This window comes from Phenylobacterium sp. (assembly GCF_004799515.1).
GTDB lineage: Bacteria > Pseudomonadota > Alphaproteobacteria > Caulobacterales > Caulobacteraceae > Phenylobacterium.
This window is the reverse complement of sequence record NZ_SSMX01000041.1, coordinates 18806-43302: the sequence shown is the minus strand read 5'-3', so window position 1 is coordinate 43302 and position 24497 is coordinate 18806. Positions and strand designations below refer to the sequence as shown.

The following is a 24497-nucleotide window of genomic DNA, read 5'->3' as shown; positions in this document are numbered from 1 at the left end:
TGCCGCCATGACCTCGAAGCTCGCCGCCGATCCCCGCATCGACCCTCGTCTCAAGGCCCTGTTCGGCGGGTGGCCGGATTCGCCGCCGCTGAAGGACATCGCCAACCGCGAAGTGCTGATCGCCGAAGCGAACACGCCGGAGGCGCTGGCGGCCGAGGCGGCGATGAGCGGCCTGTTCGACGCATGCGACAGCGAGGCCAACGCCCCCTCCAGCGGCCTGTCGATCCGCCGCGACAGCTTCGTCTCCGCGCCCGACGGCAACACGATCCAGGTGGCGATCATCCGGCCCGACAGCGCCGAGAGACTCCCTTGCGTGGTCTACCTCCACGGCGGCGGCATGCAGTCGATGTCGGCCTTCAACGGCATGTACCAGGCGTGGGGCCGGATCATCGCCGCCCAGGGCGTGGCCGTCGTCATGGTGGACTTCCGCAACGCCCTTCGCCCGTCCTCGGCCCCGGAGGTCGCGCCCTTCCCGGCGGGGCTCAACGACTGCGTCTCGGGGGTGAAGTGGGCCGCCGCGAATGCCGCCGCGCTCAACATCGATCCGGACCGCCTGGTCGTCGCGGGCGAAAGCGGCGGCGGCAATCTCACCCTGGCGACGGGGCTGAAACTGCTGCGCGACGGCGACATCGGGCTGATCCAGGGGCTGTATGCCTTCTGCCCCTACATCGCGGGGTTTTGGCCCCACCCGGACAGTCCGTCGTCGGTCGAGAACAACGGCATCCTGCTGGACCTGCACAACAACCACGGCGCCATGGCCTACGGCATCGAGGCCCTGGAATGGCGCGACCCCCTGGCCTGGCCCAGCTTCGCCACCGAGGCCGACGTCAAGGGCCTTCCGCCGACCGTCATCAGCGTCAACGAGTGCGATCCCTTGCGCGACGAAGGCGTGAACTTCTACCGCCTGCTGCTGCGGGCCGGCGTTCCGGCGCGCTGCCGTCAGGCGATGGGCACGATCCACGGCACGGAGATCTTCTCGATCGCCTGCCCGGAGATCAGCCGCGACGCCGCCGCGGACCTGGCGCGCTTCGCCCATCTCGCCCACGCCCCGTCTCCCGCGGCCGCGCCGCGTCAGCCCGAGCCGACGCCGGCGTAGCGGCCGGAAATCCATGGCGTGGGCGCCGGCAAGACCGGACCCGGGCGGTCCGCGTCATCCCGACGCAGGGACCGCTATTTTTCCCCGACGTTAAGGCGCACCCGCCAAGTGAAATGGGCTCGTGAACCTCTGGCAGGAAGGAGCCGCCATGCAAGCTTGCCTGCCGACTTCCGACGCGCGGAGCGAACAAATAGCCGTGGACCCTGGGGCCACACCCTATGAGCTCACGCTTGCGGCGCTGACCTATTCCTGGCCCCGCCAGGCGGGGTTCAACCTCGCCGTCGGCCTCGCGTTCTGCCTGGTCGCCGGTCCCTGGGTCGCCCTGGGGTGGACTCTGGGCTTGTGCGCAGCTGACGCGGCCCTTCAACAGATGTACCGCCGGCTGACGGCGGCGTCGCCCCATGTCGAGTCCAGCCGCGGTTTGAGCGGGTTGTGCTGGCTCGTCCTGGCGAAGAGCGCCTTCTGGTATGCGGCGCCCGCCGGGTTCACGATCCTCAACCACAGCCCCCCAGGCCTGGCTTTCGTGGCCGTGCAGGCCGTGGGCCTCACCGCGCTCGCGGTGTCGACAGCCCGCAATTCGCAGCGGGTCTTCCTCACCATGGTCGCCGTGCCGGTGGTGGTGCTTCCGCTTTGCGTCATCGAAACCATGGGGATCGCCGAAGGCGCGGGAGCGCTCTGCGAAACCTTGATCCTGGTCTTCGCCCTTTGGCTGATCGGATCGGGGACCAGCAAGGTCGTCGCCGAGTGGAACCGCGCCAACGCGTCTCGGCTGGAAGCCATGGCCGAGATGCAGCGGGCGCTGGCGCGCTCGGAGATCGCCGAGGCGCGGCTGACGGAAGCGCTGGGACGCGCGGAGGCGGCAAACCGTGCGAAAGGCGAGTTTCTCGCGACGATGAGCCACGAGATCCGCACGCCGCTAAACGGCGTCCTGGGCATGACCCAGCTGATGCACAAGGATGAACTCTCCGAGACCCAGCGGGACCGCCTGCGGATGATCAGCACAGCCGGCGGCTCGCTGCTGGCCCTGCTCAACGACCTGCTCGACCTCTCCAAGATCGACGCCGGGAAAATCGAATTGGAGACGGGCGTCATCGATACCGAGGTCCTGGTCGAGGGCCTCGACGCCTTTCGCGCGCTCCTGCAGGACAAGGACGTCAGCTTCTCGGTCACGCTCGCGCCCGAGGCGTCCGGCGGCTGGATCGGCGACCCCGCCCGTGTCCGGCAGGTGCTGCACAACCTGGTTTCGAACGCCATCAAGTTCACCGACCAAGGGGCCATTTCGGTCGTCATTTCCTACGACGGCGGGGCGCTCTTCCTGACCGTGGAGGACACAGGCCGCGGCATTGCCGCGGAACGCCTGGAACAGATCTTCGAACCCTTCGTCCAGGCCGACGCCTCCACCACGCGCAGATACGGCGGCTCAGGCCTTGGCCTGACGATCTGCCGCGACCTCGTGGCCCTGATGGGAGGGACCATCGACCTCGTCAGCACCGAAGGCGCAGGCGCCAGGTTCACGGTGAAAATACCGGCGCTCGCCGCGCCGCGGGCGATCGCGGGGTTCGAACCCGAAGCGGCCGACGCCCTCCCTGTCGCCCATGGGCTGCGCGTGCTCGCTGCGGAGGACAATCCCATGAACCAGGTCGTTCTCAGGACCCTGCTCGAGGCCAGCGGCATCCCGGTGGTCATCGTGTCCAATGGCGAAGACGCGGTCGCGGAGTGGAAGGCGGGCCCCTGGGACCTGCTGCTCATGGATATCCAGATGCCAATCATGGACGGCGTTCAGGCCACTGGCTGCATCCGAGCGATGGAACGCGAACGCGGCTTGGCTCGAACGCCGATCATCGCTCTGACAGCCAATGCGATGGACCACCACAGGACGGAATACCTGGAGGCCGGAATGGACGCCCTGGTCGCCAAGCCGATCAATCTCGAAGTCTTGCTGCACACCATGCAATTGCTGCTCGCGGCCGAGGCGGAGCGGGTTCCAGATCCGAAGACCGCGCGCCCCTTAGTTCGGGCGAGCGGTCTGGAACAGATGCGGGCTTCCTGACGGCCGCTTCCGGGCGAAAGGGAACACGGGCGTCACAGCGTGCTCGCGATCTCGAGGCAGAAATCCGTGAAAACGCCGACCTTCGCCGGCGGATGTTTGCGCGAGGGGTGAAACGCCAAAAGCGGGAAGCGTTCGCCGTGCCACTCGGGGAACAGGTCGATCAGATCGCCGCCCCTCAGCAAGTCGCCAACGCCCCATCCGATGATCTGCGCGACACCGCTTCCAGCGAGGCACTCCGTCAGCATCGACTTCGGATCGGTGAAGGTCAGCGGCCCCTTCGTTTCGACGGGAACGGTCTGCTCGGCGTTGATGAATTCCCACTCGAACGGCCGCCCCGAGTGCGGATCGAGGAATTGCAGGCAGCGGTGTCCCGCGAGATCCGAAGGGTGCTTGGGCCGGCCATGCCGTGCGATGTATTTCGGCGACGCCACGGTGAGGATCGGCGCCTCGATCAGCTTGCGGGAGACCAGCGTCGAGAAGCGCGGCTGCCCGAAGCGGATCGCCAGGTCGATTCCCTCGGACACGAGATCGCCCAGATGCTCCGTCGAGACGAACTCGATCGACAGCTCCGGATAGCGGTCGCAGAACTCGCCGAGCCGCCCGGCCAGCACGAGCGGCAGGAAGAAGGGGTCGATGTCGACCTTCAGCCGGCCGCGCACCGCCGACGCCGCGCCGGACGCCAGCACCGCCGCATCCTCGATCGCGGCAAGATGCGGCTTGGCCGCCTCATAGAACCGCCGCCCTTCGTCAGTCAGGGTGACCGAGCGCGTGGTCCGGTCGAGAAGCCGCGCCCCCAACCGCACTTCCAACCGGCTGATCGCCCGGCTCACGCCTGACGCGGTGAGGCCGAGCAGCTCGGCGCCTTTGACGAAGCTGCCGCCTTCGACGACCGCCGTCAGAACGCCCACGCCCGCCAAGATCCTGCCGTCGAACGCCATGGCCTACTCGTGATTTTCAGTCATCGAGTATCTGACACAACATCACTTAATTCAATGACGGCGTGGGGCGATAACCGGGCTCGCAGCCGAACCGGCTCGAAACCGCATCCGGAAGGACCCCAAGATGAGCACGCAGCCTGCGCACCGCACCCTCTTCAAGGGTGGCGCCGTTGTGACGATGGACCGCGATATCCCGAACCTCGGGACCGGCGACGTCCTGATTGAAGGTGAGCGCATCGTCGCCGTCGGCGCCGATATCCAGGCCGACGGCGCTGAGGTGATCGACGCCCGCGACACGATCGTCATGCCGGGCCTGATCGACGCGCACCATCACATGTGGTTGGGCGTCATGCGGCGCATGATGCCCGATGTCGACGACCTCTTCGCCTACATCGACGTCGTCGCCGACACACTGGGCGCGCACTACCGCCCGCTCGACATGTACTTGAGCACCAAGCTGACGGCGGCCGCGTCGCTTGACGCCGGCATCACCACCATCATCGACGCCTGCCATTCCTCGCGCAGCCCGGAGCACACCGACGCCGCCCTGGACGCGCTGGACCATGCGGGCATTCGCGCGCTGCATATGGTCGGCGCCGCCATGGACAAGGGCGCGTCGACCGACCACCTGCCCGGCGATCTCAAGCGCCTCGCCGACAACTGGAACAGCGCCGGCGGCCTGGTCCAGGTCGGCCTGTTCGGCCAGCTGAACCTCGACTGGTGGAAGGCCGCGCGCGGCCTGGATATGCGCATCCTGACCGAGTTCATCGGCGACCTGGCCAAGCTTGGCCCGGAATTCGCCGGGCCGGGCGTGCTGGGCCCGCACAACATCTTCAACCACTGCACGCGCGTGCCGCAGGCGACGTGGAAGCTGTTTGCGGACGGGGGCGTCAACGTCACCGTCAATCCGCGCTCCGACGCGCTGTTCGGCTTCGACGACGAGAGCTTCGCCTACCAGCAGGCGATCGATCATGGCCTGACGCCGGCGCTCGGCATCGACCTCGACACCGCCTTCGGCAGCGACCTGTTCGGCGAGATGCACGCCCTGTTCGGACAGCAGCGCTCGGCGATGCGCTATCGCCGGTTCCGCGGCGAGGCGAACGCGCCGGCGCCGATCTCGGTCGAAGCGGTGCTCGAAGCCGCGACGGTCAACGGCGCCCGCGCAGCCGGCCTGGAAGGCTCGGTCGGCGCCCTGACGCCCGGCAAGCAGGCCGACATCATCATGGTGCGCACCAACGGCGTGGCCGTGTTCCCGGTCACCAACGCCATCGGCACGATCGTGCAGGCGGTCGGCCCCTCGGACGTCGAGCTGGTGATGGTCGCAGGCGAGATCCGCAAGCGCGCCGGCAAGCTGATCGGCGTCGACCTGACAAAGCTCGCGGCCGATGTCAGCGCCTCGCGCGACTATCTGCTCGAGGCGAGCGGCTATCGGCCGGACCTGTTCGAGACGTCCACGCCCACAGGGCGCGCGGCCTGATCAAGGGGCGCCGCCCGGAACGACAGGCGGCGCCGCAATCCCTCAACCGAACTGCATGGAGGCTGTCATGTCTGCATTGGCTGTAAACGGTGCGCGCCGAGCCGACGCTCCGCCTGCCCATCCCTCGCATCCCGCCCCTGGCATCATCGCGGCGCTGTTCTGCGGCTATCTCTGCGTCGGCCTGCCGCTGCCGGTCATCCCGCTGTTCATCCACGACAAGCTGGGCTTCGGCAATCTGGTCGTCGGCCTGGTGATCGGGATCCAGTTCCTGGCGACGGTGCTGACCCGCGGCTATGCGGGACGGCTGACCGATCGTCACGGCGGCAAGCGTTCGGCCCTGCAAGGCGCGGCCGTGTGCGCGCTGGGCGGGCTGCTCTATGTCATCGCCGCCATGCCGGGGTTGTCGCCTCAGCTCAGCCTCGGCATCGTGGTCGCCGGGCGCCTGGCCGCCGGCGTCGGCGAGAGCCAGTTCGTCACCGGCTGCGTCGCCTGGTCGATCGCCTCCGTCGGACCGCAGCGCGCCGGCATGTCCATGTCCTGGACCGGCATCGCGATGTTCGCGGCGCTGGCCATCGGCGCGCCGATCGGCATGGGGCTCTATCAGGCCTACGGGCTGCAGGCCGCCATGATCGCCTGCATCGTCGCGCCGCTCGTGGCGGCGGCCATCGCGCTTAAGGCGGCCGCCCACACCGCGCCGGCCGGTCAGCGCCTGCCGTTCTACCGGGTGATCGGCCAGATCTGGCGCGAGGGCCTGGGCCTGATGCTGCAGGGTGTCGGTCTCTCGGGCCTCACCGCCTTCGCCTCGCTCTACTTCGCGGCGCGCAGCTGGGGTCATGCCGGGCTGGTCATGACGGCCTTCGGCGCCGGCTTCATCCTGGTCCGGATGGTGTTCGGGCATCTGCCGGACAAGATGAGCGGCTATCGCGTCGCGCTCTGGTCGCTGGTCATCGAGGCGGTCGGCCAAGTCATGCTGTGGGGCGCCCCGGTCGAGACCGTCGCGCTGGCCGGCGCCCTGGTCACGGGCCTGGGCTGCGCGCTGGTCTTCCCCGCGCTCGGTGTGGAAGCCCTGAAGCGTGTGCTGCCCGCCAACCGCGGCAGCGCCATGGGCGCCTTCGTCGCCTTCCTCGACATCGCCTACGGCGTGTCCGGTCCCGCGGCGGGCGTCATCGCCGGGCAGTTCGGTTACGCCGCGGTCTACCTGTTCGGCGCCGCATGCGCCCTGCTGGGCGGCGCGTTGGTCGTGACCGCCCGCAGCCCGCAATCCTGATCCGCAACCCTGGACCGGCGGGCCATCGTCCGCCGGTCCCGTTCAAGGAGACAGAACATGTCACGCATCTTCATTTCCGGCTCGTCCACGGGTCTCGGCCTGATGGCCGGCGAACGGCTGGCGAGCCAGGGCCACGCGGTCGTCCTCCACGCCCGCAACGCCGACCGCGCCGAGGACGCCCGCCGCGCCCTGCCCCAGGCGGAGGCGGTGGTGACCGGCGACATCGAGACCATCGCCGGCGCGAAGGATGTGGCCGCCCAGGTCAACGCGCTCGGCCAGTTCGACGCGGTGATCCACAATGCGGCGGTCGGCTATCGCGAAGGCCATCGCCTCACGGCCGACGGCCTGCCGCACGTCTTCGCGATCAACACGCTCTCGGCCTACATCCTGACCGCGCTGATCGAACGTCCGAAGCGGCTCGTCTACCTGAGCTCCGGCATGCACCACCACGCCGACGCCCACCTTGACGACATCCTGTGGCGGACGCGCCGCTGGGACGGCTCGCAGGCCTACGCCGAGAGCAAGCTGCACGATACGATTCTCGCCTTCGCCCTGGCGCGGCGCTGGCCGCAGGTGTTGTCCAACGCCCTGGAACCCGGCTGGGTCCCGACCAAGATGGGCGGCCCGGGGGCGCCCGACGACATGGCGCAGGCGCATCTCACCCAAGCCTGGCTGGCCGCCGGCGAGGATCCGAAGGCGCAGGTGAGCGGCGGCTATTTCTATCACCTGAAGCGCATGGCGCCGAACCCACAGGCCCAAGACCCGGCGCTGCAGGACCGCCTCCTCGCCATCTGCGCCGAGATTTCGGGGGTGGGGCTGCCAGGTTGAGCGCCTGAGGCGCGGCGAGCTCGTCGTTCTCCGAGACTGGCCGACGGTCCGCGACAAGTGGGCCGCGTCCGGGCTACCAACGCGCAGTGATCGGAGCCTGAACATGACGCGCATCCTGATGGTTCGGCACGGGCACGTGGAGGGGATCGAGCCGCCGCGGTTCCGCGGGCGGCGCGAGCTGCCGCTGACCGCGCTCGGTCAACGGCAGGCGGCGGCGACGGCGGCGCGGATCGCGGCGGGCGTGGAGGTGGCGGCCGTCTGGACCAGCCCCCTGCAACGCTGCGTGGAGACCGGGCGGGCGATCGCCGAGGCCACCGGCGCGAAGGCGCGGGTGGTCGAGGCGCTCAACGACCTCGACTACGGCGACTGGACCTGGCTGACCCACGAGGCGGCGCGGGCGGCCGATCGGGACCTCTATGACCGCTGGTATTCCGCGCCGGCCAGCGTGCGCTTCCCGGGCGGGGAGTCGCTGCAAGACCTGGTGCTGCGCGCTGGCGACGCGCTGCGGTTGGCGGCGGCCGAAGGCGTAGGCGAGGGCCGGGTGCTCGTGCTGGTCACCCACGACAGCGTCGGACGCGCCGTTCTGATGCAGGCGCTCGACCAGCCGCTCTCGGCCTACCGGCGCCTGGTGATGTCGCCCTGCAGCATCACGGAGATCGACGCCCCCGGCGGCCACGTTCAGGTCCTGGGCGTCAACGCCACCGAGCACCTGGAAGCGGTGTAACGCCTCCCGGCTCAAGCAGGACGAGTGGCGGCGGGGAGATAGGGCCGTCCCACCGCGAATGGGCCTGCCGCGTCCCTCAGGCGTGAAGGCATTATTAATATCATATAGCGACGATGCGCTCGGCTTCACTTTGTGAAGAGGAGCGGCGCGTATGGCTTTGGCGAAACGTCTGCCCTCTGTCGTCGTGCGCTTGCGGACGACCCCATCCGCCTTCCATGGCGTACAGAACCTGATCGTCCAGGCGCTCGGCATCGGCATGATCGGCCTCACGGCGATGCTGACCCTTCCAGGGAGGCTGGTGGCGGGCTGGATGGCCGCCACCGCTGTGGCCGCGCTGATTGAGGACCGCCTGCTGGAGCGCGCCGCGAACGCGCCCGCGGGCGCGCCGGTCAGCGCCCGGCTGGCCGCCGTCATGCGGGTGCTGGTGACCACCCTCTTCGCGCTCGCGGCCCTGTCCCTGATCGCCAAGGGCCAGGGCGGCGACAAGCTGTTCGGCTTTGCAATCATCAGCGCGGCCCTGGTGCACGTCCTGATGCGCCACTACCGGTCTCCGCTCATCCTGGCCGCCAGCCTGGTGCCCTGGGTCGGTATCCTGGGCCTTGTGGGCGTCGGCCTCGCCAGGACGGCCCTGCACGAGGGCCAGGTGTTGCGGGCCGTCGCCCAGACCTTCGTGATCGCCATGCTGGCCATCGAGTTCTGGTCGGCGCGCCAGCAGCTGTCGGCCGCCTGGCGGGAACTCAACGCCACCCTCGCCGGCGTCCGCCGCGCCGAGGCGTCACTGCAGGAGACCCAGCGTATCGCCAAGATCGGCTCTTGGCGCCAGCCGCTCGGAGGGGCGCGCCCGGAGTGGTCGGACGAGCTCTACGAGATCTTCGGCCTCGATGCGGCGGACGGCCCGCCCGCGGTGGAGCGGATGATGGAGCGCCTGGACGACGACGGCCGGGAACGGCTGGCGTCGCTGCTCGCCGGCGAGCACACCGAAGCCTTCAGCTTCAGCCTGCGGCTGCAGCACACCGACGGCAGCGAGCGGTGTTGCTGGGTCGAAGGCCGCCCCGAGCTGGACGCCGACGGCCGGCCGGTCGGCCTGATCGGCTTTTGCCAGGACGTCACCGACCGGGAAACCGCCGCCGCCCAGTTGCGCCAGGCCCAGAAGATGGAGTCGGTCGGCCAGCTCACCGGCGGCCTCGCGCACGACTTCAACAACCTGCTGGCGGTCATCATCGGCAACCTCGACCTGATCTCCGGCGATCTGCAGGCGGGCTCCCTCGAGAAGGAGTTCGCCGACACCGCCCTGGAGGCCGCGTTGAAGGGCTCGGAGCTCACCAAGCAGCTGCTCGCCTTCTCGCGCCGCCAGACCCTGGACCCGAAGGTGGTGGACCTGAACACCCTGGTGGAGGGCATGGGCCCCTTGTGGCGGCGCACCCTGGGCGAGACCGTCACCGTCAAGCTGGCGCTCGCGGGGGACCTGTGGCGCACCAAGCTCGATCCCGCGCAGATGGAATCCTCGCTGCTGAACCTGGTGATCAACGCCCGCGACGCCATGCCGGACGGCGGCGTGCTGACGGTCGAGACGACCAACGCCACCGTCGATCCCGACAATCCCGAACTGCCGCCCGGCGACTATGCCGTCGTGGCGGTCTCCGACACCGGCAGCGGCATCCCGCCCGAGCTCCTGGCCAAGGTCGTCGAGCCCTTCTTCACCACCAAGGGCGTGGGCCAGGGCAGCGGCCTGGGCCTCAGCATGATCTACGGTTTCGCAAAGCAGTCGGGAGGCCAGCTGCGCATCTATAGCGAGGTGGGCCATGGCACGACCGTGCGGCTCTACCTGCCGCGCTCCAACGAGGCCATCGAAGCCGCGAAAGCCCCGGCCGCCGGCCCGGTGAAGGGCCGTGGCGAGCGGGTGCTGGTGGTCGAGGACAACGTCGACGTCCGCCGCGTGGCGGTGCGCCAGCTGACCGAACTCGGCTACCAGGTCCTCGAGGCCGATAGCGGCGCGGCGGGCCTGGAGGCGCTGGCCGCCGACCACGGCGTCGACCTGGTCTTCTCCGATATCGTGATGCCTGGCGGCATGACCGGCATCGAGATGATCGCCGCCGCGCGCGAGACCCGGCCGGACCTGAAGGCGCTCTTCACCACCGGCTTCACCAGCGCCGCCACCGCCAACAACAACCGGGTCACCGGCGCCGACATGGTGATCAGCAAACCCTATCGGGTGACGGAGCTGGCCGCGAAGCTGCGCGAGGCGCTCGCGGTCGACGCCGCGCCCGCCCAGGACCCGCCGGCTTCGGCCGCCGACCGACGTAGTGCGTAAGGAGAAAGCAAGATGGCCCTCATCCTGGTGATCGACGACGAGCAGATGCTGCGGCGCACCCTGCGCGCCCTTCTGGAACGGGCGGGGCACACAGTGGTGGAGGCCGAGGACGGCGACCAGGGCCTGGCGCAGTTCGACGTCCAGATGCCCGACCTCGTGCTGACCGACATCATCATGCCCAACCGCGAAGGTGTGGAGACCATCGGCGAGCTTCGCCGCCGGGCGCCGCAGACGCCGATCATCGCCATGTCGGGCGGCGGCAGCCGCGGCGGCGACCTGTTCCTGACCCTGGCGGAGCAGCTGGGCGCCTCGGCGACCCTGACCAAGCCGATCCGCCAGGCCGAACTGATCGCGGCGGTCGACGCCGCCCTGCAGCCCGCGGCCGGCGGCTACGACGCGCGGGCCGCCGCGCGCTGAATGTCGGCGTAGAGGTCGATCGGCTCGAACCGCAGCGCGGTGGACAGGCCGCCCACGTCGGGATGCACCGCCGGCCCTGCCACGTAGCGGAACCCCGCGCCGATCGCCCCCAGGACGAGGGCCCTGGATTTCAGCCCGTAGGCCGCGCACTCATGCCCTTGCGCCCGCGCCAGCCCGCCGAAGGCCGTGAGCAGCCGCAGGCTGGCCGCTTCGCGCAGCGGCGGCCCCTCCAGGTCCGTGGCCACGCACTTCAATCCTCCGGCCGGCGGCATGGCCTGCGCCTCGTCCAGGCGCACCCGCGCCGCCAGCCCGACGCCCAGCGGCCGGATCATCTCCAGGAACGACTTGCAGCCGTAGGTCCAGAAGCCGTCGCTCGGGGCGCTGATTTCCAGCGTCAGGATCTTGCGCGCCGCGCCCGGGATGACGGCCAGGGCCTGGATCACGCTGGCCCGCTGGCTGTTTACCGACAGGCTTGAATGCTCGATCGCCACCGTCACGGGAAGCCTGCGGCCCTCTGCGGCCAACCCCCGCAGATCGACGGCCACCGCGCGCACCAGGGCGATATCGCTCTTGTAGGCCTGGAGCTCCCGCGTCCGGTCGTCGAACTCGGCCCAGGCCCGGGACGCGTGCGCCCGGAAGTGCAGCAGCGTCATCTGCCGAGTGTCCCACACCGGCGAATAGCCATGTGTCGCGCCTTCCGCCCCAGGCCCATCGGCGGCGAAAACCCAGGGGGCCGACGCAGCCTCCGACACCGGCGCGGTAGGAGCGGACTTGCTCTCCGCCGCCTCCAGCGCCTGGTCCAGGACGAACGCCACGTCCCCGTCCACCAGGGCCTGCGCGGGGATCGCCGCGCAGTGGGCGGCGATGTTCAGGCCAGCGGCCTCGTCCTCGCCCAGCAGGCGCTCAACGATTTCGCGCGCGATGATGCGGCTCTTGAACTCGGCCTCGTCAGGCCCGAGCGTCGCGAACAACACGAGGTAGCCGTCGTCGCCGTGCTGATCGAAGACGTCGCCGCGCACAAGGTGCCGCTGAATGACGCTGCGGGCGGTGGCATGGACCTTCTCGGCGACGGCCGGCCACCTGTCGGCGAGCCTGCCCTGGACCTCGGCTAGCCCCACCATGCGGAAGCTGCTGACCGGCACCACCGCCGCCTCGCCCGGCCGCCCGGCGGCGGAACGACGGCGAGAGACTCCGCCGGGCCCACGGTCTTCCGCGCGATCCTGCAGCAGCCGCTTGGCCACCTCGGCCAGCGAGTTCAGTAGTCCGGCGCCCATCGGGCCCTTCCTGTCTGCCAGACCCGCACGATCCCCTCGCACGGTCCCTAGATGTGGCGCATTGTCGCATGGAAGTCGTTCCCAGGACCCTAACGGCGCTCGGCCGCTAGGCCCGCGGCAACATCAGCGCCACCCGCAGCCCCGGGCCCATCTCGCCCACCTTGCCGGGGCCTTCGGCGAGTTCGAGGCGGCCGCCATGCGCCTCGGCCACCGCGGCGACCAGGGAAAGGCCCAGGCCCGCGCCAGGCTGGTTGCGGCTGTTCTCCAGGCGCACGAAGCGCTCCACCACCCGCTCGCGGTCGCCGTCCGGGACGCCGGGGCCGGTGTCGGTCACCGAGAACTCGATCTCGCCGGAGGAGCGGCGGCGCACCCGCAGCATGATCGCCCCGCCGGCGGGGGTGTACTTCACGGCGTTGTCGAGGATGTTGGCCAGCGCCTGGGCCAGGAACTCGCGGTTGCCGCGCGCCTGCAGGCCGTCGGCCAGCTCGGCGGCGAAATCGATGCCCTTGTCCTCGCAGAGCGGCTCGTAGAGCTCGGAGATGCTGGCCGCCAGCTCCGAGGGGTCGAACAGCACCGGGTCCGGCGCGGCGCCGGCGGCCTGCAGGCGGGCGATCGACAGCACCGCGGCGAAGGTCTTCAGCACGCCGTCGGTGTCCTCCAGGGCCTGGGCCAGCGCCTGGGTCGGGTCGCCCTTGCCGGCCTCGACGTCGAGGTAGGCCACCTCCAGCCGGGCGCGCAGGCGGGTGAGCGGCGAGCGCAGGTCGTGGGCGATGGCGTCGCCGGCGTGGCGGTGGCCGGCCATCGAGCGCTCCAGCCGGTCCAGCATCTCGTTGATGCCGGCGGCCAGCTCGTCGAACTCATCGCGGGCGCCGCGCACATGGGCCCGCGCGCCCAGGTCGCCGTTGCGCACCGCCTCCACCACCTCGGTCAGGCCGGTCATCGAGCGGGTGACGTTGCGGCTCATCAGAAGGCCGCAGCAGAGGCCCAGCACCACGGTGAGCGCGCCGGCGCCCCAGAGCGCGCGGACCACCTGGGCCACATAGGCCTCGTCCTCGCCCACGTCGGCGCCGACGAACAGCACCTGGCCCATGCTCAGCCGCTGCTGCAGGCCCCGCGCCGGGTGCTTGACCGTGCGGCCGGCGGCGTCGACATCGGTGACCTGGAAAGTGGTCCAGGTGGGATCGCCGTTGAACTTCTCCACCGGGCTCTCCTCGATGGAGCCGGAGATCCGCTTCTGGTCCTTGTTCATCAGGAGGTAGAGGAACGGCCGCTCGCTGGCGGCGCGCTCGATCAGCGACTGGTTGACGGCGCTGACGCCTGCGCGGTCGTAGGCCGCCACCAGGGAGTGCATCTCCCGGCGGATCTCCTCGTCGGTGCGCCGCGAGGCCTCGCCGGCCGTGGCCACATAGATGTAGGCGAGCAGGGCGCTGGCGGCGCTGAGGAACAGCGCCAGGAACAGCAGCGTCAGCCGGAACGGCGTGGTGCGGAATATGCGCGGCAGGCGCATGGGCGCGCCACTCGCCCCCTAAGCGTCCAGCCGGTAGCCCGCGCCGCGGACGGTCTGCAGCATCGGTCGGTCGAAGCCCTTGTCGATCTTCGAGCGCAGGCGCGAGATGTGCACGTCGATGACGTTGGTCTGCGGGTCGAAGTGGTACTCCCAGACCTTTTCCAGCAGCATGGTGCGGGTCACCGACTGGCCGGCGTGGCGCATCATGAATTCCAGGAGCTGGAACTCGCGCGGCTGCAGGTCGATCTCCTTGCCCTGGCGGTGCACCGTGCGGCCGATCAGGTCCATCTCCAGCTCGCCGACCTTCAGCAGGGTTTGCACGGAGCCGGTCTCGCGGCGGCGCGCCAGGGCCGCGACCCGGGCGATCAGCTCGGCGAAGGCGTAGGGCTTGACCAGATAGTCGTCGCCGCCGGCCTGCAGGCCCGCCACCCGGTCGTTGACCTCGCCGAGCGCCGAGAGGAACAGCACCGGCGTCTGGTCGCCCTCGCGCCGCAGGGTCTCGACCAGCTGCACGCCGTTCATCTTCGGCATCATGCGGTCGACGATCATCACGTCGAACTCGCCGTCGCGCGCGGCGGTCAGGCCCTCTTCGCCGTCGGCCGCGCGGACGCAGGCGTTGCCCGCTTCGCTCAGCCCCCGGTCCATGGCTTCCGCCGCCTCGAGGTCGTCCTCGACTATCAGGATCCGCATCGTCTGTTCCCGCCCCGAAAACCTAAGGCCTAGCCCGGCACGAACTTCAGGGTGAGGTAGGTCGTGCGGCCCTGGCGCAGGATGCCGAACACCACGCCCGGACGGCCCGCCTTCTTGGCCTCGGCCGCGGCGGCCTCGACCTCGGCGGCCGTGGTCACCTGGCGGCCCAGGGGCGCCTGGACGATGATGTCGCCGCGGCGGATGCCCTTCTGGCCGGCGTCGGAGGTCGGGTCGACGCTCTCGATGACCACGCCCTTGGCCTCAGGCGGAGCGTTGAGCCGGCGGCGCGCGGCGTCGTCCAGTGGGCCCAGCGCCATGCCCAGCACCGACGGATGCGGCGCGGTGGGCGGAGTGGTCAGCCCGTGATCGCCGCCGCCGGGGGTGTTGTCGTTGAGCGCCAGATCCTTCTCCGACGGACGGATGCCCGAGCGGATCTCGATGGCGCGGTGCTTGCCCTCGCGGATCACGTCCAGCTTGATGACGTCGCCAGGCTTGGCCTTGGCCACCTCGCGGGTCAGCTCGATGGAGGTCTTGATGGCCACGCCGTTGACCGCGACGATGACGTCGCCGGGCATCAGGCCGCCGCGGGCCGAGGGGCCGCCGGCCACGGTGTCGGAGACGATGGCGCCCTTCTGCGAGCCCAGGCCTTGCGCCTCGGCCATGTCGGCGGTGAAGTTCTGGATCGTGGCGCCGATGTAGCCACGCTGGATCTTGCCGCCGCTGATCAGCTGCTTGGTGACGCTGTCGGCCACGTCGGCGGGGATGGCGAAGCCGATGCCCACCGAACCGCCCGACGGCGAGAAGATCGCCGTGTTCACCCCGATCACCCGGCCATAGATGTCGAAGGTCGGACCGCCGGAGTTGCCGCGGTTGATCGGGGCGTCGATCTGGATGTAGTCGACGAAGTTCTCGCCGATGTCGCGGCCATAGGCCGAGATGATGCCGGCGGTGGCCGTGCCGCCCAAGCCGAAGGGGTTGCCGACCGCGATCACCCAGTCGCCGACCCGCGGCTTGCCGGCGTTCTCGAAGCTGACGAACGGGAAGTTGGCGCGGCCGCCCTTGACCTTGATCACCGCGAGGTCCGTGCCCTCGTCGCGGCCGACCACGGTGGCGTCGAGCTCGGTCTCGTCCTTCAGGACGACCTTGATGGTCTCGGCGTTCTCGACGACGTGGTTGTTGGTGACGATGTAGCCGTCGGCGGAGATGAAGAAGCCGGAGCCGGCGGACTGCTGGGTCGGCAGCTTCGGCTGGCCGCGCTCGGTGCGCCCGCCGCCCCCGCCGCCGCCCGACTGGGGCGGGCCGTCCTCGTCGTCGCCGCCGCCGCCGGGAGGGCCGCCGGGGAAGTTCTCGAAGCCCGGGATGCGGCGCAGGGCGCTCGCGTCCACCCGGCTGGTCACATTGATCGAAACCACCGCCGGCGAGACCTTGTCGAAGATGTCGGCGAAGGACATCGGCGCGCCGGGCGGCGGCGCGAAGATCGGGGCGGTGGAAGCCTTGATCAGGTGCGCGCCGTCGGCGTGCGCATCGGGCAACCGCATGCCGGCCCCCGCGACGGCGGCGGCCATGACGCCGGCGCCCGCGATGGCGCCCAGGAGATAGCCGGTCTTCTTGGAGGTCATAGGACTACTGTTTCCCTCTGCGCGCCGCCGTTGCCTGGCGGTCGCGCCCCGTAAACCTAGGCTCGATGCACGAGAGCGCAACCGCGCTCAAGTTACCTTTCGGATAGCCTGCCCAAGGCTATCCGACCGTTATAGGGCGTGATCATGTCAGGTGGGATCGGTTTGCGACAGCCGTCTCACACGTTCCGCCTCCTCGGGGGAGAGTTCCGGCTCGCCCGTTCGGTTCCGCAGGCGCGTGAGCAGCAGGCCTGCCCCCAGAATGACCACCGCGAAAGGGCCGCCCCACAGCGCCAGGTTCACCCAGGAAAAGCGCGGCGTCATGAGTACGAACTCACCGTAGCGGTCGGTGAGGAAGCGCTTGATCTCCGCGTCGCTGCGCCCGGCCTTGACCTGCTCGCGGACGGTGCGGCGCAGGTCGCCGGCCAGTTCCGCCTCGCTGTCGTCGATGGACTCGTTCTGGCAGACCAGGCAGCGGACGTCCTGGAAGATCGCCCGGGCGCGGGCTTCCTGCGCGGGGTCCGCCAGGCGGTCGGCCGGGTCGGCGGCGGCGGCCAGGCAGAGGAGGCCCGCGAAGATCGCCGCGACCGCCTTCAGCCTCACGCCGTCTGCTCCTGCCCCGGACGCAGCGGTGTCGGCGGCGGGGCGTCCGGCGTGGCGGGCGCGGCCTGCGCCTCGCGCCGGCGGCCCACGCCCAGGCGCATCCGGCGGTCGGAGAGCGAGGCGATCCCGCCCAGCGCCATGATCACCGGACCCAGGAAGATCAGGCTGGCCCACGGGTTCCAGTAGGCGCGGATCAGCCAGACCGGCATACCTCCCCTTCCTGAAGAATCCGGGGCGGTCGTTCGCCGCTCGCCCAGCACCATGTAGAGGTGCGAGGCGCCACGGTAGCAGAGCGCGATGCCGGAGATGGTCTGGCCGCCGGCCGGGTAGAAGCGCCGGTCCGGCTCGCCGGTGCAGATCTCGCGGCCGGCCTTGGTCACCCGAATCAGGGCGCGCTCGGCGTCGAAGTTCTTGCCCTCGCGCGGGCCAACCGTCTCGAGCGTCAGGTGATAGCCGGCCACGTCCAGCGAGCCGCCCAGCGGCAGGGCCTCGGCGGCCTCGCCCCGCCAGCCCAGCTCGCAGCAGGCGCCCAGGACGAAGACGCCCAGGCCCAGGTGCGCCAGCGTCATGCCCCACGCCCCGCGCGGCAGGCCGGTCAGCCGGCGCCAGCTGTCGCCGGCGGAGACGCGGAAGGCGCGCGTGCGCTCGGCCAGTTCAGTGAGCGCGCCGGCCACCAGCCAGGCGCCCAGCGCGATGCCGAGCGCGCCGAAGGCCTTGCGCGGGCTCACCAGTGCGTAGGCGCCCACGCCGCAGGCGAGCGCGATCAGGGCCGCGGCCCACAGCCGCTGGGCCACGCCCGCCAGGTCGCCGCGTTTCCAGGCCAAGAGCGGCCCGGCCGGCAGGACCAGGCCCAGGCAGGCCATCAAGGGCGCGAAGGTCAGGTTGAAGTAGGGCGGGCCCACCGAGATCGCCTCGCCGGTCATGGCCTCGCGGATCAGCGGATAGAGGGTGCCCAGCATCACCGTCATGGTGGCCGCGGCCAACAGGATGTTGTTCAGCACCAGGGCGCTCTCGCGGCTGATCGGGGCGAAGACCCCGCCGCGGCTGAGCTTCGGCGCGCGCCAGGCGAAGAGGGTGAAGGCCGAGCCCGCCGTCACGCCCAGGATGATCAGCAGCAGCACCCCGCGCTTGGGATCGACCGCAAAGGCGTGGACGCTGGTCAAGACGCCCGAGCGCACCAGGAAGGCGCCCAGCATCGAGAAGGTGAAGGCGCCGATCGCCAGGAACAGGCTCCAGCCCGCCAGCGCCCCGCGCTTCTCGGTGACGATGGCCGAGTGCAGTAGGGCCGTGGCCATCAGCCAGGGCATGAACGAGGCGTTCTCCACCGGGTCCCAGAACCACCAGCCGCCCCAGCCCAGCTCGTAGTAGGCCCAGAAGGCGCCCAGCGTGATGCCGACGGTGAGCAGGCTCCAGGCGGCGAGCGCCCAGGGCCTGACCCAGCGCGCCCAGGCCGCGTCGACGCGCCCCTCGATCAGCGCCGCCACGGCCAGCGAGAATACGACGCTCATCCCGACGTAGCCCGAGTAGAGGAAGGGCGGATGGATGGCGAGCGCGGGGTCCTGCAGCAGCGGATTGAGCGAATTGCCCTCCACCGGGATGCGGTCCAGCGGCAGGCGCGCCAGCGGATTGGAGGCAAAGACCGTATAGGCCAGGAACACCGTTCCCAGCGCCCCTTGCGTCGCCACCATCGAGGCCTTCAGGCCCCGCGGCAGGCCGCGCCCGAGCGTGGCGGCCGCCGCGCCATAGCCGGTGAGGATCAGGCACCAGAGCAGGATCGAGCCCTCGTGGCTGCCCCAGGTCCCGGCCACCTTGTAGAGCAGCGGCTTTTGCGTGTGCGAGTTGGCGGCGACGTTGGCCACCGAGAAGTCGGAGGTGACGAACGCGTGGATCAGGCAGGCGAACGCGATGGCCACGCCGGCGAACGCCGCCACCGCTGCGCCCTCGCCCGCCGCCGCCAGCACCGTGGAGCGGCGCAGCCGCGCGGCGGCCGACAACACGAACTGCGCCGCGGCGAAGGCCAGCCCCAGGACAAGCGCGAAGGATCCGAATTCGGCGATCATGTCTTGGGCTGGCTTTGGGGCTGCATCGGGGGCTGCGCCTTGGCGTAGTCGGGGGTCGAGCCGTCGCCGCGCCACTCGCCCTGCGCCTTCAGCGCCTTCTGCAGATCGGGCGGCATGTACTTCTCGTCGTGCTTGGCCAGCACCTGCTTGGCCTCGAAGACGCCATCGCCGCGGAAGGCGCCCACGGCCACCACGCCCTGGCCCTCGCGGAACAGGTCCGGCAGGTCGCCCTGGAAGCTGACCTTGTCCTCGGCCGTGCGGTCGACGACCACGAAGTCGACGCGGCCGTCCGGGTGCTTGGCGACGCTGCCCATCCGCACCATGCCGCCCAGCTGCACCGAGCGCCCCGGCGGCGGATGCGCCGCGGCGGCCTGCGACGGCGTGTAGAAGAACGAGATCGAATCCCTGAGGCCCCAGAGCGTCAGGCCAACGGCCAGCGCCAGCACCGGGGCGATGGCGGCCACCAGGGTCAGCCGCCGCCGCGCCTTGGGGGATTTTGGAAGCCAGCTCATCCTATTGACCCTGCTTCATCGGCGCGGCGGCCGCCGCCTGCGTCAGGGCGTCCAGCACTTCGGGTTTGCCGGCGTAGCGGGCGCGGGCGGCCTTCAGGGCCGCGTCGCGCTTGCCCGCGTCGCCCAGCACGGCATAGGCGCGGACCAGCCGCACCCAGCCCTCCTGATCGTCCGGATTGGCCTGCAGCTTGGCGGCCAGGCCATCGACCATGCCACGCACGGCGGACATCTGATCGGCGGAGAGGCCGCCCGCCGCCCCACCACCTTCAGCCATGGGCGGGGCCTGCACGGGGGCCGGCGCGCCGGAGGCCTCGGCGATGGCGGATTGCAGGTCGGCGCGGCGGGCGTCGTTGGGGGCCATGTCAGCCAGGAGCGCGCGCCAGTCGGCCAGGCCGCCCTCGCGGTCGCCGGCCTTGATCTTCGCCCGCGCCAGCTGGAAGCGGGCGGCGATGTTCTTGGGGTCGAGGGCCAGGGTGCGGCGGAAGGCCGTGATGGCGTCGTCGGTCAGCGCGCCGCCGGCGGTGTAGACTTCGGCCTCGCCCAGCATCTCCCAGAGGTCGCCGCGTTCGGGAGCGAGCCGCACGGCGTGCTTCAGGGCGCGGACCGCCCCGGCGGGGTTCTGGGCGGCGCCCTCGGCCAGCGCCAGGAAGCGGAAGCCCTCCGGATCGTTGGGCCGTTCGCTGGTGAGCTTTTCCAGGACCGCGGCCATCTCGGCGGGCGCCAGCGTGCGCGGGTCGGAGGCGCGCCACTTAGCCAGGCGCGCGGAGAAGGGCTGGTCGGCCAAGCCGGGCGCGCCGACGGCGATGTAGAGCGCCAGCGCCAGCGCCGGGACGGCCATGGCGGCGGCCAGCACCGGCCCTCGCCCGACGCCCGGCGTCCAGGCCTCGACCGGCGCGTCGGCGGCGGCCAGCAGGCGGCGGCCGGCCTCGGCCTCGGCGCTCTTGCGTTCCTCGGGTTCGATCAGGCCGCGGTCGGCCAGGTCGCCGATCTCGGCCAGCTGGCGGCGGTAGAAAATGGAGGTGACATCCGTGGGCTCGGGACGGGCGGCCGCGCCCGCGGCGCGCCACAACATCAGCATGGCCGCCGCGGCCGAAAGGACGCCGGCCGTGACCCAGAAGGCGATCATCCGGCGCGTGTAGCCGAAAGCCGGGCGGAGCGCGAGTGCGTCATACCGCTTCGTAGCCCGGGGGCATTGCCCTGAAATGTCACGCGTCGAGCATCACGGGGGCGTCCGGCGGCGTGAGGCTGGCGCTGGCGGCGCGGCGGCGCACCAGCTCGGCGGCCTTGTCGTCGCGCACCAGGCCCGTGACGTCGGCGGCGATCGCCAGGAAGCCCTGCGCCAGGCCCACGTCGGCCACGTCGCCGGTGCGTAGGTGGTCCAGCACCTCCTCCACATAGTGGTCCATGGCGGTGGCGATCTTCTCCGTGGTCTTCGTATAGGCCGCCGAGAAGCCGCCGTAGTTGGCGCACAGCCGAATCTCGTGGACGAAGCTCATCAGGGTCACCGCTCGGCCCACGGCGCGCGGCGGGGGCGGCTCGTCCAGCTTCGGCCCGGTCTTGCGCGGCCGCGAGAAGCCCGGCGTCAGCATCGGCAGCGCCTCGGCCACGGCCTTCTCCGCCTCCCGCAGCCGGCCCTCCACCACGCTGGCCAGCGCCTTCTTCTGGCCGACGATGCGGTGGCCCCAGCCGTGGTCACGGGTGAGCTCGATGCAGGTCTCCAGCTCGAAGGTCTGCTCGGTCACCAGGGTGACGCGCCGCCCGGCCGCCCGGCCGGCCTCCGGGCCGCCGTCGAGGTCCAGCTTGGCGACCGCGGTCAGGGATTCATCGATCGCCGCCATCACCCGCTCGGGGAAGCCGCCCAGCTCGGACTGCGCCAGGTAGCGTTCGGTGGGCTTGTCCATGATCGCCGAGATGATCCGGAGCACCATCCAGGGCGGATCGAGCTGGCCGGCCAGCATCTCGAAGAACCGCGGGCCGGCGTCTTCGGAGACCGCCACCGCGTCCTTGTAGGCGACCCGGGCCGGGGCGCTGACCTCGTCGCCGCTCTGGGCGATCCAGTCGTCGAGGCGCGGCAGGGCGCGGCGCACGATGGGGGCGATGTCCAGGCAGGCGGCGAGCGACGCCGCGCCGCCGGGGCGGGCCCGGTCGCACAGCTCGGCGGCGGCGTGGAACTCGGCGACGTCGACGCTACGCAGGGCGCCGGCGGCCACCTGGACGACGGCGTTGAAGGCGGCGGCGGGATCGGGGATGCGCTGCTGCTGCTCGGCCGCCTCGGCGGCGGCGACGGCGGCCCAGGCGTTGGCGGCGGCCGCCATCTGCCCGGGCGCCAGCGCCCTCAGCCCGCGCCAGATCGCGGTCAGGGCGGCGACCGGGAAGACCAGGCCATGGGTGTCGGAGCCGTCGCCCACGAACAGCGGCGTCACCGGCTGGAAGACGGCGTTTCGCAGCAGCCGGTCGCGGGACTCGGCCTCCACCAGCTGGCGGACGCTGGAGAGCACGCTGTCGCCTTGCGACTCCGCCAGCGCCAGGCGCAGGCCGCCGACGATCCGGTCGGGGGCGGTTTCGACCAGGGTCCTGACGATCTTCAGCTTGCGGTCGGACAGGGCGACCATCGAACCCTCCTCACGGAACACCGTTCCGCAAGGCTGGAACCTGCGCCCGCGAGGGTTAAGGTTATACGAAAGCCTTGATCTTTCAGTCCTCTGCGCGTGGCAGGTCGGCCTCAAGGCGCAGGCCGCCGAGCGGCGAATCCGTCAGCGACAAAACGCCGCCGTAGGCCCGGGCCAGTTCGTCGATGATCGAGAGCCCCAGGCCCGAGCCCGGCGCGGTCTCGTCCAGCCGGGTCCCGCGGCGCAGCACCTCAGCGCGGCGGTCGGGCGGCAGGCCCTGGCCGTCGTCCTCGACCAGCAGGCGGAAGCGCTCGGGACCGGCGGCGTCGGCGCGGACCCGCACTTTGGAGCGGCCCCATTTGCAGGCGTTCTCGATGGCGTTGCCGGCGATCTCCATCAGGTCCTGCCGCTCCCCCAGGAAGAACAGCGCCTCGTCGGCGTCCCAGTCGATGGCGATCTTGTCGCGGAAGATGCGGCCGATCGTGCGCGACAGCTCGTCCAGCACCTCGGCCACCGAGGTGCGCTCGCCCTGCCCTTGCGTGCGGGCGGCGGCGCGGGCGCGGCGCAGGTGGTGGTCCACCTGCTTCTGCATGGCGTCGGCCTGGCGGGTGACCACCTCGGCCAGCGGGCCGGGGCGCTGGGCGGCTTCTGTGGCCATCACCGAGATCGGGGTCTTCAGCGCATGCGCCAGGTTGCCCACGTGGGTGCGCTGGCGCTCGACCACTTCCTGGTTGTGCGCCACCAGGGCGTTGAGCTCGTGGGCCAGCGGCATCAGTTCGCTGGGATAGGTCTCGGCCAGCCGCTGGGCCTTGCCGCGGCGCACGGCGGCCACCTCGTTCCGGAGGTCGAACAGCGGCCGCAGGCCCACCCGCACCTGGATGACGATGGCCACCACCAGCAGGGCCGCCAGCAGCAGGAAGGCCGCCGAGGTGGCGACCACGAAGTTCGAGACGTCGCGGTCGACCGAACTGCGGTCCTCCGCCGCCAGGAAGATCACCGGCGCCTTGCGCCCCGGCAGCAGGTTCTGCTGCGCCCGCGCCCGCAGGGGCTCGTCCTTCGGCCCGCGGGTGTCATAGGACACCGTCCGCCCGGGCCGGGCCTTCAGCCGCGCCTCGAGGTCCGCCGGGGTCGTGAGCACCGTGTCGAACAGGGAGTGTGACCGCTGGTCGGCGATCGGCTGGATGCGCCCGTCCGCTGTAGGCTCCGCCAGCTCCCAGTAGCGGCCGGAGTAGGTGAGCAGCGCCTTCTGGTCGGTGAACGGCGGGGCGAAGACCTCGCCGTCGTCCCCGACCTCGGAATAGGCGGCGAGGTTGGTGATCAGGTCGCTCAGGGTCTCGTCGACCCGGCGGATCGCGGCGCGCTGGAACAACAGGCCCATGACCAGCGCGGTGACCACCAGGGCCCCAAGGCTCCAGGTCAGCGCCAGCAGCACCAGCCGCCGCGCCAGCGACGACGCGCCCAGCGCCGCCGGCAGCCGCATCAGGAGGCCTGCGCCTCGCCGCCGCGTTCCTCGTCGGGGCAGGTCAGGCGATAGCCCAGGCCGCGCATGGTCTCGATGCGGTCCGAACCGATCTTCTTGCGCACCCGGCCGATGAACACCTCGATGGTGTTCGAGTCGCGGTCGAAGTCCTGGTCGTAGAGGTGCTCGACCAGCTCCGTGCGGCTGATCACCCGGCCCTGGTGCATCATCATGTAATGCAGCAGGCGGTACTCCAGCGAGGTCAGCCGCAGGGGCTCGCCGTTGACGCTGGCCCGGGCGGCGCGTGGATCCAGCCTGAGGCCGCCGCAGGACAGGTTCGGGGCCGCATGGCCGGCGGAGCGGCGCAGCAGCGCGCGCAGGCGGGCCAGCAACTCCTCGGTGTGGAAGGGCTTGGTCAGATAGTCGTCGGCGCCGGCGTCGAAGCCCGCCACCTTCTCGCTCCAGGCGCCGCGGGCGGTGAGGATCAGGACGGGCGTGGCCATGTTCTCGCGCCGCCAACGCTCCAGCACCGAGACCCCGTCCACCTTGGGCAGGCCGAGGTCCAGGATGATGGCGTCATAGGGCTCGGTCTCGCCCAGGAACTGGGCCTCCTCGCCGTCCGGGGCGTGGTCCACCGCATAGCCGGCGTCGGCCAGCGCCAGCTTCAGCTGCCGCGACAGGTCCGGATCGTCTTCCACAAGCAGGATGCGCATGGGTCGCTTCCCTCTACTGGCTCAGCACCTGGCCGGTGTGGGCGTCCACCGTGAACACCGTGATCCGGCCGTTGGGCAGCTGCCACTGGACGAGATAGACCGGCTTGCCGGCCGCCTCGCCCATGGTCGTGTTGAGCTGCTTACCCTTGTAACGCTGGCCGAGCTCCTTCAGCACCCGCGCCAGCGGCGCCTGGCCGCCGGCCGGCGCCTCGTGCGCCGCCTGCTCCTGGCCGGCCCACGACGCAGAGGGCGCTCCCACGGACGCGGCGCTGAGGATGAGGGCGGCGGCGAGGACAAGCGGGCGCATCATGGCGTCGACCCTGTTCGCCCGGGACTGAACCGGGCC

Annotated in this window: 21 protein-coding genes; 8 read left to right on the top strand and 13 right to left on the bottom strand. The window is 70.8% G+C overall.

The genetic code is table 11. The features are described from left to right. The first annotated feature begins 7 nt into the window (after positions 1-7). Complete coding sequence (locus tag E8A49_RS17285) at positions 8-1096, top strand: alpha/beta hydrolase (protein WP_293384255.1); 1089 nt, start codon at positions 8-10, stop codon at positions 1094-1096. Between the two features lie 121 nt (positions 1097-1217). Further along, positions 1218-3146 carry an ATP-binding protein gene (locus tag E8A49_RS17280; RefSeq protein ID WP_293384252.1) on the top strand — a complete coding sequence of 643 codons (1929 nt, stop codon included), beginning with the start codon at positions 1218-1220 and terminating at the stop codon, positions 3144-3146. Between the two features lie 32 nt (positions 3147-3178). On the opposite strand, the gene E8A49_RS17275 is transcribed toward E8A49_RS17280, so the two are convergent. Next, entirely contained in the window at positions 3179-4084 is a 906-nt protein-coding gene (locus tag E8A49_RS17275; RefSeq protein WP_293384249.1) for a LysR family transcriptional regulator, read from the bottom strand. Positions 4085-4208: 124 nt separating this feature from the next. On the opposite strand from E8A49_RS17275, the gene E8A49_RS17270 reads away from it, so the two are divergent. The 6 genes from E8A49_RS17270 to E8A49_RS17245 all read left to right on the top strand — a co-directional run bounded on the left by E8A49_RS17270 (position 4209) and on the right by E8A49_RS17245 (position 11108). Next, complete coding sequence (locus E8A49_RS17270; protein WP_293384246.1) at positions 4209-5561, top strand: amidohydrolase family protein; 1353 nt, start codon at positions 4209-4211, stop codon at positions 5559-5561. 67 nt (positions 5562-5628) lie between these two features. Continuing rightward, on the top strand, positions 5629-6828 hold the full coding sequence (locus E8A49_RS17265; protein WP_293384243.1) for an arabinose transporter: 1200 nt from the start codon (positions 5629-5631) through the stop codon (positions 6826-6828). A gap of 57 nt (positions 6829-6885) precedes the next feature. Next, positions 6886-7656, top strand: coding sequence for an SDR family NAD(P)-dependent oxidoreductase (locus tag E8A49_RS17260; RefSeq protein WP_293384240.1), 771 nt, complete (start codon positions 6886-6888; stop codon positions 7654-7656). A 103-nt stretch (positions 7657-7759) separates the two neighbouring features. After that, a complete protein-coding gene (locus E8A49_RS17255; RefSeq protein WP_293384237.1) occupies positions 7760-8380 on the top strand; it encodes a histidine phosphatase family protein in 621 nt (206 codons plus the stop codon). Between the two features lie 151 nt (positions 8381-8531). After that, on the top strand, positions 8532-10691 hold the full coding sequence (locus tag E8A49_RS17250) for an ATP-binding protein (RefSeq protein ID WP_293384235.1): 2160 nt from the start codon (positions 8532-8534) through the stop codon (positions 10689-10691). Positions 10692-10703: 12 nt separating this feature from the next. Continuing rightward, positions 10704-11108: a response regulator gene (locus tag E8A49_RS17245; protein ID WP_293384232.1), complete on the top strand. Its 405-nt coding sequence runs from the start codon at positions 10704-10706 to the stop codon at positions 11106-11108. On the opposite strand, the gene E8A49_RS17240 is transcribed toward E8A49_RS17245, so the two are convergent. The 12 genes from E8A49_RS17240 to E8A49_RS17185 form a co-directional block, all read right to left on the bottom strand. Further along, complete coding sequence (locus E8A49_RS17240) at positions 11081-12382, bottom strand: hypothetical protein (protein WP_293384229.1); 1302 nt, start codon at positions 12380-12382, stop codon at positions 11081-11083. The two genes, E8A49_RS17245 and E8A49_RS17240, sit on opposite strands and share 28 nt — an antisense overlap. A gap of 106 nt (positions 12383-12488) precedes the next feature. Further along, complete coding sequence (locus tag E8A49_RS17235) at positions 12489-13889, bottom strand: HAMP domain-containing sensor histidine kinase (RefSeq protein WP_293384226.1); 1401 nt, start codon at positions 13887-13889, stop codon at positions 12489-12491. A gap of 18 nt (positions 13890-13907) precedes the next feature. Continuing rightward, the gene (locus tag E8A49_RS17230) at positions 13908-14579 is read right to left on the bottom strand and encodes a response regulator transcription factor (RefSeq protein WP_293384222.1); all 672 of its coding nucleotides are present in this window, start codon (positions 14577-14579) and stop codon (positions 13908-13910) included. A 29-nt stretch (positions 14580-14608) separates the two neighbouring features. Next, on the bottom strand, positions 14609-16198 hold the full coding sequence (locus E8A49_RS17225; protein WP_293384219.1) for a Do family serine endopeptidase: 1590 nt from the start codon (positions 16196-16198) through the stop codon (positions 14609-14611). 147 nt (positions 16199-16345) lie between these two features. After that, positions 16346-16798, bottom strand: coding sequence for a cytochrome c-type biogenesis protein (locus tag E8A49_RS17220; RefSeq protein WP_293384217.1), 453 nt, complete (start codon positions 16796-16798; stop codon positions 16346-16348). Then, positions 16795-18858, bottom strand: coding sequence for a heme lyase CcmF/NrfE family subunit (locus tag E8A49_RS17215; RefSeq protein ID WP_293384214.1), 2064 nt, complete (start codon positions 18856-18858; stop codon positions 16795-16797). The genes E8A49_RS17220 and E8A49_RS17215 overlap by 4 nt, the downstream gene beginning before the upstream one ends. Continuing rightward, positions 18855-19370, bottom strand: a complete 516-nt coding sequence (gene ccmE, locus E8A49_RS17210) for a cytochrome c maturation protein CcmE (protein WP_293384211.1) — start codon at positions 19368-19370, stop codon at positions 18855-18857. The genes E8A49_RS17215 and ccmE overlap by 4 nt, the downstream gene beginning before the upstream one ends. A gap of 1 nt (position 19371) precedes the next feature. Continuing rightward, entirely contained in the window at positions 19372-20496 is a 1125-nt protein-coding gene (ccmI, locus tag E8A49_RS17205) for a c-type cytochrome biogenesis protein CcmI (protein ID WP_293384208.1), read from the bottom strand. A gap of 79 nt (positions 20497-20575) precedes the next feature. Further along, positions 20576-21982, bottom strand: coding sequence for a hypothetical protein (locus tag E8A49_RS17200; protein WP_293384205.1), 1407 nt, complete (start codon positions 21980-21982; stop codon positions 20576-20578). 82 nt (positions 21983-22064) lie between these two features. Continuing rightward, positions 22065-23459, bottom strand: a complete 1395-nt coding sequence (locus tag E8A49_RS17195; RefSeq protein WP_293384203.1) for a sensor histidine kinase — start codon at positions 23457-23459, stop codon at positions 22065-22067. Continuing rightward, complete coding sequence (locus E8A49_RS17190) at positions 23459-24151, bottom strand: response regulator transcription factor (protein WP_293384200.1); 693 nt, start codon at positions 24149-24151, stop codon at positions 23459-23461. Before E8A49_RS17190 ends, E8A49_RS17195 begins: the two co-directional genes overlap by 1 nt. Positions 24152-24164: 13 nt before the next feature. Further along, positions 24165-24461, bottom strand: a complete 297-nt coding sequence (locus tag E8A49_RS17185) for a PepSY domain-containing protein (RefSeq protein WP_293384197.1) — start codon at positions 24459-24461, stop codon at positions 24165-24167. Positions 24462-24497 lie beyond the last annotated feature (36 nt).

Coding starts and splice junctions, on each gene's coding strand:
- E8A49_RS17285 (WP_293384255.1), top strand. CDS start 8: ATGACCTCGAAGCTCGCCGCCGATCCCCGCATCGACCCTCGTCTCAAG.
- E8A49_RS17275 (WP_293384249.1), bottom strand. CDS start 4,084: ATGGCGTTCGACGGCAGGATCTTGGCGGGCGTGGGCGTTCTGACGGCG.
- E8A49_RS17270 (WP_293384246.1), top strand. CDS start 4,209: ATGAGCACGCAGCCTGCGCACCGCACCCTCTTCAAGGGTGGCGCCGTT.
- E8A49_RS17265 (WP_293384243.1), top strand. CDS start 5,629: ATGTCTGCATTGGCTGTAAACGGTGCGCGCCGAGCCGACGCTCCGCCT.
- E8A49_RS17260 (WP_293384240.1), top strand. CDS start 6,886: ATGTCACGCATCTTCATTTCCGGCTCGTCCACGGGTCTCGGCCTGATG.
- E8A49_RS17255 (WP_293384237.1), top strand. CDS start 7,760: ATGACGCGCATCCTGATGGTTCGGCACGGGCACGTGGAGGGGATCGAG.
- E8A49_RS17250 (WP_293384235.1), top strand. CDS start 8,532: ATGGCTTTGGCGAAACGTCTGCCCTCTGTCGTCGTGCGCTTGCGGACG.
- E8A49_RS17245 (WP_293384232.1), top strand. CDS start 10,704: ATGGCCCTCATCCTGGTGATCGACGACGAGCAGATGCTGCGGCGCACC.
- E8A49_RS17240 (WP_293384229.1), bottom strand. CDS start 12,382: ATGGGCGCCGGACTACTGAACTCGCTGGCCGAGGTGGCCAAGCGGCTG.
- E8A49_RS17235 (WP_293384226.1), bottom strand. CDS start 13,889: ATGCGCCTGCCGCGCATATTCCGCACCACGCCGTTCCGGCTGACGCTG.
- E8A49_RS17230 (WP_293384222.1), bottom strand. CDS start 14,579: ATGCGGATCCTGATAGTCGAGGACGACCTCGAGGCGGCGGAAGCCATG.
- E8A49_RS17225 (WP_293384219.1), bottom strand. CDS start 16,198: ATGACCTCCAAGAAGACCGGCTATCTCCTGGGCGCCATCGCGGGCGCC.
- E8A49_RS17215 (WP_293384214.1), bottom strand. CDS start 18,858: ATGATCGCCGAATTCGGATCCTTCGCGCTTGTCCTGGGGCTGGCCTTC.
- ccmE (WP_293384211.1), bottom strand. CDS start 19,370: ATGAGCTGGCTTCCAAAATCCCCCAAGGCGCGGCGGCGGCTGACCCTG.
- ccmI (WP_293384208.1), bottom strand. CDS start 20,496: ATGATCGCCTTCTGGGTCACGGCCGGCGTCCTTTCGGCCGCGGCGGCC.
- E8A49_RS17200 (WP_293384205.1), bottom strand. CDS start 21,982: ATGGTCGCCCTGTCCGACCGCAAGCTGAAGATCGTCAGGACCCTGGTC.
- E8A49_RS17195 (WP_293384203.1), bottom strand. CDS start 23,459: ATGCGGCTGCCGGCGGCGCTGGGCGCGTCGTCGCTGGCGCGGCGGCTG.
- E8A49_RS17190 (WP_293384200.1), bottom strand. CDS start 24,151: ATGCGCATCCTGCTTGTGGAAGACGATCCGGACCTGTCGCGGCAGCTG.
- E8A49_RS17185 (WP_293384197.1), bottom strand. CDS start 24,461: ATGATGCGCCCGCTTGTCCTCGCCGCCGCCCTCATCCTCAGCGCCGCG.